We start from the raw sequence: 12,360 nt of genomic DNA on the forward strand, positions 1-12,360 counted from the left end.
TTAATGGCCCTTTCTCTTCTCCACATCACGATGAGATACATGAACGCTATACTCTGGTTTCAAATGTTTCCCAAGGTATTCTGTAAGCGTAACAGAACGATGCTGTCCACCTGTACATCCAATTGCAATTACAAGTTGACTCTTTCCTTCTCTTTTATAATGAGGCAGCATGAATGTGATAAGATCCGTCAATTTCTCTAAAAACTTATGTGTCTCATTAAATTTCAGCACATACGATGAAACTTCCTCATCTAGTCCTGTTAACGGCTTCATATGTGGAATGTAATATGGATTTGGTAAAAAACGAACATCAAATACTAAATCTGCATCAATTGGAATACCGTACTTAAATCCAAATGACATAACATTTACACGAAATGCTTGCTCAGTTTCAGTTGAAAACAGATGAACAATTTTTTCACGTAATTCTTTCGGTTTTAAATCTGATGTATCAAGCACAATATTTGCTCGCGCCTTCATATCAGTTAATAAGCTACGCTCCATTTCGATTCCCTTTAACGGCAAACCAGTTGGCGCAAGTGGATGCGAACGTCTCGTTTCTTTATAACGAGTTACAAGCGTTCCATCTTTCGCATCTAAGAATAAAATATGAGGAATAATCCATGTACGTTCTGATAAATCATCAAGTGCTCCCCATAAATGTTCGAAAAACTCTCGGCCACGTAAATCAACGCCAAGTGCTACTTTATTCATTTTCCCTTTTGAATCTGCCATAAGCTCAATAAACTTTGGCAATAACATCGGTGGTAAATTATCAACACAGAAATATCCTAAATCTTCAAAACTTTGCAAAGCTACTGTCTTTCCAGCTCCAGACATTCCTGTAATAATTACCATTTTTATATCATTATTCTCTGTCATCGTATCCTCTCCTTGACGGTTTAACTCGGATCTAATCGATATGAAAGCAACTCAAAATCTGGGGTATATACAAATGTACCGTAGATTATGCCGTTTCCTTTAATTAAATAATCAATAATGTGATAATCTCCTGGCGCCATTGCCAAATCATCAATTTTATCAAATGTATGCCAACCAATGATGCCTTCTTCGCTCTCTAGTTTGTTTTCTCCTGCAAAATCTGTCGCTAAAAAGGAGAACATCATCCATTCAGAAACAACTTTATCACCTTCTTGGATGACAAAGGTGAAGACCCCCTTTAACGCTGGGTTCTTTAAATAAATACCTGTTTCTTCACGATACTCGCGAACAACGGAATCTCTTACAGTCTCACCACGCTCCATTTTCCCGCCTGGTGCAACCCACCAATTTCGGCGAGGTTTTTGGAGTAAGAGTACTTCATTATCTCTAATTAACACACAGTTTGTCACTCTTTGCATGTTTCTTCACCTCAGCTACTTGCAGTAAATTTCTCACTGCATACTCATTTCATTATACTATCAAAAACAGTTTGCTACAACGAAGGAGCCAGTCCTCTTTCGCTAAGCATATGCTACTCAACAATTTTAAAAAAGCTTTCTATAACAAGCAATGTAAATGCCTAGATTTTCAATGAATAGCATGAAAAATCCCCTTAACGATTTTTATCGCCAAGGGGATTAAAGCCCTTATTTCTTACCGAAATAAGTAACAATCGCAAATCCTAAAATAAAGGTAATAATTGAACTTATAATTGAAAATCCTCCAGTTGGAATACCAGGGAACACAATTACAATTGAGCCGATAACAAGTCCAATAATTGCCGCAAATGTCATACTTTTATAACGATCTAATAAGAAACTAATTCCTTTACTACTTACAACAAACCCTACCATAACACCGGCACCGATAACTACGATTAATGGTAAGTTCAGTGTAGTTAAAGCATTAATTGCTGTCGGATACACACCAATAATTAATAAAATAAATGATCCGCTAATTCCGGGAAGCAACATAGCCATACTAGCCATCCATCCTGCGAAAAATAAGCCAATTGCATTTAAAATTGTTAACGTCGTAATTGGATCTGCTGCCTTATCTGGTTTAAAGAAAGCTGTGATTGCAACAAGGATTGCTGCAACTATTAATAAAACAATGTGCTTACCTTTAAACGACGACTTTGCATCAGCTTCTCTCATTAACATCGGTAATATGCTAATAATTAAACCGAGGAAGAAAAATTGAGTCGGTTCATAATGATTTGCAAGTAAATATTTAATAACGTGGCTTAACGTTAAAAACGCTGCTGCCACACCAGCTGCAAGGGGAATTAAAAATCCTAAATGTTTTTTCCATTCACGACTAAAGAATCCACTAATTGCCGCAAGTAATTGTTCATAAATCCCTAACACAACAGCGATTGTACCGCCGCTCACACCAGGAATTAAATCACTAACACCCATACAAAATCCACGATATATATTACGCCATTCCATACTGAATAAATTCCTCATTTCTTATAGTGATTTTTTCCGTAAAGTCCAGTATATCAATAAGAAAGCTTATAATCCTAATAATTTTTGACAAAACTTTGACATTTTCACACAAAAAAAGAAGAAAGCTCCTATCTGTAGCTTTCTTCTCCAAAAATATGTTATCCCTTATTTTTCTGATACAGTTTTTAGTTCTTCTAATAATTCTTCTACGTAATGTTGTGCACTTTGTGCTGCAATACTACCATCACCTGTTGCAGTTACAATTTGACGTAGCATTTTTTCACGAACATCTCCAGCTGCGAAAATACCAGGAACTTTCGTTTCCATACGCTCATTTGTTTCAAGGTAACCATTTTCATTTGTAATACCTAGTTCAACAAATGGTTTTGATAATGGTAACATACCGATGTATACGAATACGCCATCAGTTTTGACTTCTTTCTCTTCTCCACTGTTTACGTCTACAAGTGTTACACTTCCAACTTTACCACTTGCTTCGTTAATTTCTTTAATAGTGTGATTCCAAATGAAATCTACTTTCTCATTTTGGAAAGCACGATCTTGTAAAATTTTCTGCGCACGAAGCGTGTCACGACGGTGAACAATCGTTACCTTTGATGCGAAGCGTGTTAAGAACACACCCTCTTCAACAGCAGAATCTCCGCCGCCAATAACTACAAGTTCTTTTCCTTTAAAGAATGCTCCGTCACACACTGCACAATATGATACACCACGGCCGCCAAGTTCAGCTTCGCCTGGCACACCAATTTTTTTATATTCTGCACCGCTTGCAACGATAATTGCACGTGCTTTATATTCTTTTTTACCAGCAACAATTGTTTTGTATTCTTTACCATCGATGACTGCTTTCACATCACCGTATGCATATTCAGCGCCAAATTTCTTCGCATGCTCGAACATTTTATTTGATAAGTCTGGTCCTAAAATAGACTCATAACCTGGGTAATTTTCTACATCTTCTGTGTTTGCCATTTGGCCACCTGGAATACCGCGCTCAAGCATTAATGTGCTTAAATTCGCACGAGATGTATATACTGCAGCTGTCATACCAGCTGGTCCTGCACCAATAATAATGACATCATAAATTTTTTCTTCTGACACACCATTCACTCCTATTCATTCCTACACAATTAAGTTACCCTCATTATACTGTTAGCATCATTTTTTTCCCAATGATTTGCTTATCTTATTTGTGCGTACGTTTCACAGCCTGCACATACTTTCGAACAGTCGCTACAGATACATTATATACATCTCCAAGCTCTGACTGTGTCATCTTATTTCCTTGTTCGCTGCGTACGATATATTCAACCGCAGCTGACCAGCCGTATACATTTGTAAAAACTGCCCCAGATGTATATAAACGTATGAACGTACAGAACCAAAATTGTAAACACTCTTCGATTAATTCATCATCTTTTTTCGTATAATTGTATAAGGCATCCGCGATTCGCGCGCACTGTTCAAACTGTTGTAAATCAGCTGAAATGCTCTTATGGCTATTAAGTAAAAAGAAATACTTTGCAAGTTGTGATACAATTGGAACACCGTTCTTCGCTTGTGTTACATCAAAGAAGAATCCCACCTTCTCTGGCGTTGATAATTCATTCATTAAATATAAAGCTAGCATTTGTTCCTCTAGCGTCGCACTTTGCTGAAATGATTTTCGTAATTCTTCAAATAACACGTTTTGTCCTTCATCCGCTAAATTCAGCGCATTCCACGGTTCTTTTCCCTTTTTATCAGGGTGCAATTCTACAACATGTTGCCACATTTTTTCAGCTACTTGCTGATCTTTCACCATATAAGCAGAATATGCAAACCAATAATAAAAACTAACGTCTCCCTCGTATCCTTGACGCTTTAATACTTTGAACCATTTATATGCAGGTTCAAAATGACCAATTGTTGCAAGTGTCGTTCCAAGTTTTAAACGATGTTCGAATGAAATTGGATATACTGCAACTAACTGCGCAGCTAACGCTTCTACTTGTTTATGCTCTCCAATTGAATATAGGAAAATAAGCGTATTACAAAGCGCATGTATGTTACCAGGATTTTTCTCTAAAATCATTTCCGTTAACTTCAGCGCTTTATCTACATTACCAGATTGAAAATGTGCAATGGCTAAATTATTATGACCCGACCAAAATTCCGGATAATCTTTCGTAACAATTTCTAATGTAGCAATTGCTTCTTCCAATTGGCCGTTACGAATATAACGATTCGCTTCTTCTTGCATAACAATTAGATCATCTTCATCCTCAATCTCTTCCGCACCCATCGCTTCTTCTTCCATAATTTCAAGTAATTCTAATGTATCTTCTACAAATTCCTTCTCTTCTGCAACTTCTAAATAGCGATCCGCATACTTTTTCGCCTGCTGAAATAGCCCCATATATGCATAATTATTTGCAATAAAATAATAGCACTGTTCAAGTTCTGGATTAGATCTAACAAGCTTAAAGAAGGTTTGATTCGACTCTTGATATTCACCAGCCTCAGATAATACTGTTGCTAATTGGCATAAAATAAACGGCTCCTTCTCACTTTGTGCCGCTCTTCGAAAATATTTAATTGCATCTTGCAATTTTTGCCCTTTGTAAGCCCTCATCCCTTTTTTATAAAAGAAGTCCGCTAATTGATTAAAAGAGATAACTTGTCCGTTCTCCTTATATATTCCTTGATTTTTCCCCATATATCCTCCAGTTTTTTGTTTTCTTCGTTCACACATTCTTCTATCTATAAGTATAAACGATTCCGTAAAAAACAAAACAGTATATTATACTCAATTATTTCCTTTTTATTCATTAAAAAAGAAGAGAAATGTTACATTTTTAGTATCAACCTTCTTTAGCATCCATTTCTTCTTTCGTATAAATAACACGCATTGGATTTCCACCCACGAAAGCACCACTTGGGACATCCCTATGAACAAGTGTGCCAGCTGAAACAATCGCGCCATCTCCAATTTTTACACCTGGTAATATCGTTGTATTCGCTCCAATCATCACTTCATTTCCTATGACAATCTCTCCAAGTCGATATTCGCGAATTAAATATTCATGTGCTAAAAGCGTTGTATTATAGCCGATAATCGAATTCTCTCCCACAGTTATCTTTTCTGGGAACATAATATCCGGCATTACCATAAGCGCGAACGATGTTTTCTTTCCGACTTTCATCCGTAAAAATGTGCGGTACAACCAATTCTTGACGGATAAAAATGGTGTATAACGAGCAATCTGGATAATAATAAAGTTCTTCATTACCTTCCAAAAGGACACTGTTTTATACACATTCCATAATGAATTTTCTCCCGAAACAGGATAGCGCGTTGTCCGTCGCACTTAGCTCGCTCCTCTACTAAAAAGTGAAACTGTAAGTTAGTAGAGAAATATCTCCCCTACTAACTTACTTGGACCTTTATGAACGGTTCATATTAGACAAAATTGGTAGCAAATCACTCATTTTATCTAGCATAAAGTCCGGCTTGTAAGCCTCTAAATACGCTCTACCTTTCAGTGTCCATGAAACAGCAGCGGTTTTCGTACCCGCATTTTGTCCGCCAACAACATCATGATGGTTATCCCCAACCATCAATGCTTCTTCCGGTTTCGCATCTAATAACTGAAGTGCTTTTTGAAGTGGCTCTGGGTGTGGTTTCACATGCTCTACATCATCAATTGTCACGACAACATCAAAAAATTCATCAAGCTTTGACAACTTTAATCCCATTTCAACAGTTTGTCTCGCTTTCGTTGTAACAATCCCAACTTTATAGCCTTGCTTCTTCAACTCTTGAACTGTTTCATATACAGTTTCATATTCTTCTACTAATTCATCATGATGATCATGGTTAAATTGACGATAACATGTAATCATCTCTTCAACCTTGTCTTCATCAATCTTGCTGAAAGTGTCATGTAAAGACGGGCCGATGAATGGTAATACATCTTCACGTTTATATTGATCTGGATAATATGTATGTAACACATGTAAAAAAGAAGAAATAATAAGTTCGTTTGTATTAATTAAAGTTCCATCTAAATCAAATAACACTGTATTTATTCTCATTGCCTTAGTCCTTTCTCTTTCCTGAATATGAAAGAAGCAGCATCTCATAATAAGATGCTACTTTTCTCTAATTTTCCGAATATCTTTTATCAGCTTGCCCCATTTTTCGTCTCACAATAATGAAAATAATAGAAATAACAACAAGTCCAATTGACATTACTTGTGCGATACGAAGTGGTCCTAGCATTAAACTATCTGTACGTAAGCCTTCTACGAAGAAGCGCCCTACTGAATACCAAATTAAATATGTAAAGAACAGTTCCCCACGTCGCAAGTTCACTTTTCGTAATGCAAGTAATAAAATGACACCTGCAAAATTCCATAATGATTCATATAAAAACGTCGGATGATAGTACACACCATCAATATACATTTGATTAATAATGAAATCTGGTAAATGAAGGCCTTCTAAAAACTGTCTCGTTACTTCATCACCATGTGCCTCTTGGTTCATAAAGTTTCCCCATCGGCCAATTGCTTGTCCTAGTAAAATACTTGGCGCAGCAATATCAGCCAACTTCCAGAATGAAACCCCGCGGCGTTTCGCAAAAAGAATCCCTGTAATAACAGCCCCAATTAAACCACCATGAATCGCCAAGCCACCTTGACGAATATTAATAATTTGACTCGGGTTTTGCGCGTAATATTCCCATTCAAAAATAACATAGTACATTCTCGCAAATAGAATAGCGATCGGTACTGCAATTAATACAAGGTCAACAAATGTATCTTTTGGAATACCTAGCCTTTCTCCCTCGCGAGTTGCTAGCCAAAGACCTAATAGCACACCTGTCCCGATAATAATCCCGTACCAATAAACAGGAAACGGTCCAAGTTGGACAGCTACGCGGTCAAGCTGTGGTACAGAACCTAACAGCATATGTATGACCTCCCTCTCCAAAGTTTACTCCTGATTTCCTAACTCAATCGCACTCATTAATCGTTCAGAAAACTGCTGTGCTGCATTGACTCCCATACGTTTTAGACGGAAGTTCATCGCTGCCACTTCAATAATAACAGCCAAGTTTCGACCAGGGCGAACTGGAAGTGTAATCTTCGTAAGTTCTGTATCAATAATCTTCATCTTCTCTTCATCAAGACCTAAGCGATCGTAATTTTTCTTTTGATCCCAAATTTCAAGATTAATAACAAGTGTAATACGCTTATAATTTCGCACTGCCCCTGCACCGAATAACGTCATAACGTTAATGATACCTAGACCACGAATTTCTAATAAATGCTCAATTAAATCTGGTGAGCTTCCTACTAATGTGTCTTCATCTTCTTGGCGAATTTCTACACTATCATCCGCAACAAGGCGATGGCCACGCTTCACAAGTTCAAGAGCTGTCTCACTTTTACCGACACCACTTTGACCTGTAATTAAAACACCAACACCGTAAATATCCACTAATACACCATGAACAGCAGTTGTTGGTGCTAGCTTACCTTCTAAATAATTGGTTAAACGACTTGATAATCTCGTTGTCGTTTGAGAAGAACGTAATAAAGGCATGCCTGATTCACGTGATGCTTGTAATAACTCATCTGGTACATCTTGATTACGAGTTATAATAATACATGGCGTCTCCTCGGTACAAAGCGCTTTCATTCTCTCTTGTTTTTGTTCTGTCGTTAACGTATCAAAGAACGTAAGCTCCGTTTTTCCAAGAAGCTGCACGCGATCAGCTGGATAATATGTAAAAAATCCTGCCATTTCAATTCCAGGTCGTGATAAATCACTTGTATCAATCGGACGATGAATTCCTTCCTCACCACTTATTAACTCCAATTGAAATTGTTCAATTAAATCTTTTGTTCTTACTTTCGGCATATGTATAAACCTCCACTCCGCTGCGGGTTCAGTCTCATTTGATGTAAAATTCCATTCTACCGGATATTGTACCATTTTTTTCTGGAAACAAGAAATACGGTTTCTAATAAATAGAAAAAAACATTTCATACACATCATGAAATGTTTTTCTTTTTGTCATTTTCTCTTTTTTTCGTATAGAGGTTCCACAATTGCCTTTTCAATAATCATATTAAAAATTGAAATACAAATTGCTGCAACGATCGCTACACCAAATCCTGATATATTAAATGCATCTCCTAATAATGAATCTGCTATTTTTAACGTAATCGCATTAATAACAATTAAGAAGAACCCAAAAGTTACAACCGTAATTGGTAACGTAATTAAAATTAAAAATGGTTTTACGAACACATTTAAAACAGCCAAGATAATACTCGCAATAATTGCAGTTTGTATATTTGCTACGTAAAACGCGTCTGGTGCAATCCCTTTTAAAAGTCCCGATACAGCGATTAACACAACGCTATTTACAAGAAGTGATACAATCCATCTCATTTTCTTACACATCCTTTTGACATATATATTTCATCATACGCTAATAGATTATAAACGCAAGTATCATGCAAACACTTATATCAACTTATTCTACTCTTCCTGCTTGTATACCTACTAACATTTCCTCGCAAAATAAGGTCCATACCATCTATGTTCATGAGTTTTCACAAAGGTCCAAGTAAAATCTTTGTCTACAATATAGATATCGCCTTTATACGCATCATACGTCTCCCGTAATATATCATCCATATGTAATAAACTCGCATCCGTTATTAGTATGACTTCCTCACAATGTTGATAGAATATGTAACAATTCTTTTTCACTTCATTATGAAATGCGTTCTCCGCTTCTTCACCCTCTAAACACTTCTTTTTCTCATAACTAAATATGTGCCAAAGAAACCCACATGCATACTTATCACCATACAGAAAGATGTCTTCCTTTTCCTCATCACTTAAAATGATTTGCAAAGTTATCCTCCCAGCGCTTACGAAAATAAACACCCCAACTTTGAAACTCTCTTACCTTCATGTTTTTCTTTCTTAAAACATCTATAAACTCCATTTTCTCCCTCTATGAACGAAAAACCGAGTGCCATTTCCACTCGGTTTTTCGTAATACACTTATTGAGATAACTCTACTTCTTTTATTTTCTCTTTCATTCTTGCTTTATCGCGATTTAAAATCTCTTTTAAATACTTGCCTGTATACGAGCGCTCTTCTTTCACTACTTGCTCTGGTGTTCCGGAAGCAACGATTTGTCCACCTTTGTCTCCGCCCTCTGGTCCAAGGTCAACGATATAGTCAGCTGTTTTAATTACATCTAAATTATGTTCAATTACAAGTACCGTCTCACCGCTCTCAACAAGACGTTGCAGCACTTCTAGAAGACGTGCAATATCATGCGCATGTAAACCAGTCGTTGGCTCGTCTAAAATGTATAGCGTACGTCCTGTAGAACGACGGTGTAATTCAGAAGCTAGCTTCACGCGCTGCGCTTCACCACCAGATAACGTCGTAGCTGGTTGCCCTAATTTCATATAACCAAGCCCTACGTCTACAAGCGTTTGAAGTTTACGCTTAATTTTTGGGATATTAGCGAAGAACTCTACTCCATCTTCAATTGTCATTCCTAACACTTCAGAAATGTTTTTATCTTTATATTTCACTTCTAACGTTTCACGGTTGTAACGTTTACCGTGACAAACTTCACACGGAACGTATACATCTGGTAAGAAGTGCATTTCGATTTTAATAATTCCATCACCACGGCACGCTTCACAACGTCCACCTTTTACATTAAAGCTGAAACGTCCTTTTTGATATCCGCGCACTTTCGCTTCATTCGTTTGTGCAAACACATCACGGATATCATCGAATACACCTGTATACGTCGCTGGATTAGAACGTGGCGTACGACCGATTGGCGATTGATCAATATCGATTACTTTATCTAAATGCTCGAGACCTTTAATCTCTTTATGCGTACCTGGCTTCGCTTTTGCTTTATATAATTTTTGCGCTAACGATTTATATAGTACTTCATTAATCATCGTACTTTTACCGGAACCAGATACACCCGTTACCGCTACAAACGTACCAAGCGGGAATGACATCTTCGCATTCTTTAAGTTATTCTCTTTTGCACCGACAATTTCCACTTTACGCCCGTCACCTTTACGTCTTTCAAGTGGAACCGGAATAAACTCTTTACCGCTTAAATACTTACCTGTTAGCGAATTATCATCTTGCATCACTTCAGCTGGTGTACCAGCTGACACAACTTGACCACCGTGAATACCTGCACCAGGTCCGATATCAAGTAAATAATCAGCAGCCATCATCGTGTCTTCATCATGTTCAACGACAATTAGCGTATTTCCTAAATCGCGCATTTCTTGCAATGTGCGAATAAGACGGTCGTTATCGCGCTGATGCAAACCGATAGAAGGCTCATCAAGAATATAAAGTACGCCAGTAAGACGAGAACCGATTTGTGTTGCTAAACGAATACGCTGCGCCTCACCACCTGATAAAGTTCCTGCGGCACGACTTAACGTTAAATAATCTAAGCCGACGTTTACTAAGAACCCAACGCGCTCCTGAATTTCTCTTAAAATTAAATGAGCAATTTTTTGTTGTTTCTCCGTTAGCTCTACATTTGAGAAGAATTCCTGTACTTCTTGAACAGAATACTTCGTTACGTCAGCAATCGTTTTATCACCAACGAAAACAGCTAAACTCTCAGGCTTTAAGCGTCCACCTTTACACTTCGGACAAGCTTGCTCTGCCATATATTTCTCCATTTGCTCGCGAACATAATCAGAACTCGTTTCACGATAACGACGTTCGATATTTGGAATAACACCTTCAAATAAAATCTCATTTTCCTTTACTTGACCAAATTCATTTACATAGCGGAAATAAACTTTCTCTTCACCGCTTCCGTACAACACTTTATCAAATAAATCTTTCGGTATATTTTTCACAGGCACATCCATATCAATGCCGTAATGATTACATACAGATTGTAAAAGCTGCGGATAATATTGTGAGCTTGTCGGTTCCCAAGGAGCAATCGCATGTTCATTTAATGATAAATCCCAGTTCGGAATAACAAGTTCTAAATCTACCTCTAACTTTGAACCAAGTCCATCACAAGAAGGACACGCTCCGAATGGACTGTTGAATGAGAACATGCGCGGCTCTAATTCTCCAATTGAAAAACCACAATGCGGACAAGCATGATGTTCACTAAATAGAAGTTCCTCTTCTCCCATTACATCGATTAACACTCGGCCCCCGCCAAGCTTTAATGCACTTTCAAGAGAATCCGCAAGACGGCTTGCGATTCCTTCTTTTACAACAATACGGTCAATTACAACTTCAATAGAATGCTTCTTATTTTTATCTAACGTAATCTCTTCAGATACATCCAGCATTTCACCGTCAACACGTACACGAACATATCCTTGCTTCTTAATATCTTCAAGCACTTTCACATGTGCACCTTTACGTCCAGAAACGATAGGAGCTAACACTTGTAATTTCGTACGCTCAGGATATTCAAGTACACGGTCTACCATCTGCTCTACTGTTTGTGATGTAATTTCAATGCCGTGATTCGGACAAATCGGCGTACCAATTCGCGCAAATAATAAACGTAAATAATCATAAATCTCCGTTACCGTTCCGACAGTTGAACGTGGATTACGACTCGTCGTTTTTTGATCGATTGAAATCGCTGGTGACAATCCTTCAATCGTATCTACATCCGGCTTATCCATTTGCCCTAAAAACTGGCGCGCATACGCAGATAACGATTCTACGTATCTGCGCTGCCCTTCTGCATAAATCGTATCAAACGCTAATGATGATTTCCCTGAACCAGACAATCCTGTCACAACAACAAGCTGATTTCTCGGAATGGTTACATCAATATTTTTTAAGTTATGTGCTCTAGCACCTTTTACAACAATAAAATCCTTGCTCAT

The 12,360-nt window shown here is 37.6% G+C and carries 11 protein-coding genes and 1 pseudogene; all 12 read right to left on the reverse strand.

Annotated elements, in window-relative coordinates:
* Positions 1–882, reverse strand: a complete 882-nt coding sequence (gene rapZ, locus ACUXEY_RS08305; RefSeq protein WP_000138462.1) for an RNase adapter RapZ — start codon at positions 880–882, stop codon at positions 1–3.
* Between the two features lie 20 nt (positions 883–902).
* On the reverse strand, positions 903–1,361 hold the full coding sequence (locus ACUXEY_RS08310; RefSeq protein ID WP_001190080.1) for an NUDIX hydrolase: 459 nt from the start codon (positions 1,359–1,361) through the stop codon (positions 903–905).
* Between the two features lie 228 nt (positions 1,362–1,589).
* Positions 1,590–2,396 (reverse strand): DUF368 domain-containing protein, encoded by an 807-nt coding sequence (locus tag ACUXEY_RS08315; RefSeq protein WP_000455196.1) that lies wholly within the window; start codon positions 2,394–2,396, stop codon positions 1,590–1,592.
* Between the two features lie 165 nt (positions 2,397–2,561).
* On the reverse strand, positions 2,562–3,518 hold the full coding sequence (trxB, locus tag ACUXEY_RS08320) for a thioredoxin-disulfide reductase (RefSeq protein WP_166702707.1): 957 nt from the start codon (positions 3,516–3,518) through the stop codon (positions 2,562–2,564).
* Between the two features lie 85 nt (positions 3,519–3,603).
* On the reverse strand, positions 3,604–5,115 hold the full coding sequence (locus tag ACUXEY_RS08325; protein WP_461300446.1) for a tetratricopeptide repeat protein: 1,512 nt from the start codon (positions 5,113–5,115) through the stop codon (positions 3,604–3,606).
* 145 nt (positions 5,116–5,260) lie between these two features.
* On the reverse strand, positions 5,261–5,767 hold the full coding sequence (locus ACUXEY_RS08330) for an acyltransferase (RefSeq protein ID WP_429602325.1): 507 nt from the start codon (positions 5,765–5,767) through the stop codon (positions 5,261–5,263).
* Between the two features lie 76 nt (positions 5,768–5,843).
* Positions 5,844–6,494, reverse strand: a complete 651-nt coding sequence (ppaX, locus tag ACUXEY_RS08335) for a pyrophosphatase PpaX (RefSeq protein ID WP_166702710.1) — start codon at positions 6,492–6,494, stop codon at positions 5,844–5,846.
* 67 nt (positions 6,495–6,561) lie between these two features.
* On the reverse strand, positions 6,562–7,374 hold the full coding sequence (lgt, locus tag ACUXEY_RS08340) for a prolipoprotein diacylglyceryl transferase (RefSeq protein ID WP_000924239.1): 813 nt from the start codon (positions 7,372–7,374) through the stop codon (positions 6,562–6,564).
* Positions 7,375–7,398: 24 nt separating this feature from the next.
* Positions 7,399–8,328: an HPr(Ser) kinase/phosphatase gene (gene hprK, locus ACUXEY_RS08345; protein WP_001127251.1), complete on the reverse strand. Its 930-nt coding sequence runs from the start codon at positions 8,326–8,328 to the stop codon at positions 7,399–7,401.
* 156 nt (positions 8,329–8,484) lie between these two features.
* A complete protein-coding gene (locus ACUXEY_RS08350; RefSeq protein WP_001267308.1) occupies positions 8,485–8,865 on the reverse strand; it encodes a phage holin family protein in 381 nt (126 codons plus the stop codon).
* A 114-nt stretch (positions 8,866–8,979) separates the two neighbouring features.
* Positions 8,980–9,430: pseudogene (locus ACUXEY_RS08355) on the reverse strand (DUF4275 family protein).
* 59 nt (positions 9,431–9,489) lie between these two features.
* On the reverse strand, positions 9,490–12,360 hold the full coding sequence (gene uvrA, locus ACUXEY_RS08360; protein ID WP_429602430.1) for an excinuclease ABC subunit UvrA: 2,871 nt from the start codon (positions 12,358–12,360) through the stop codon (positions 9,490–9,492).

This window comes from Bacillus sp. F9_6S_D1_P_5 (assembly GCF_054823925.1).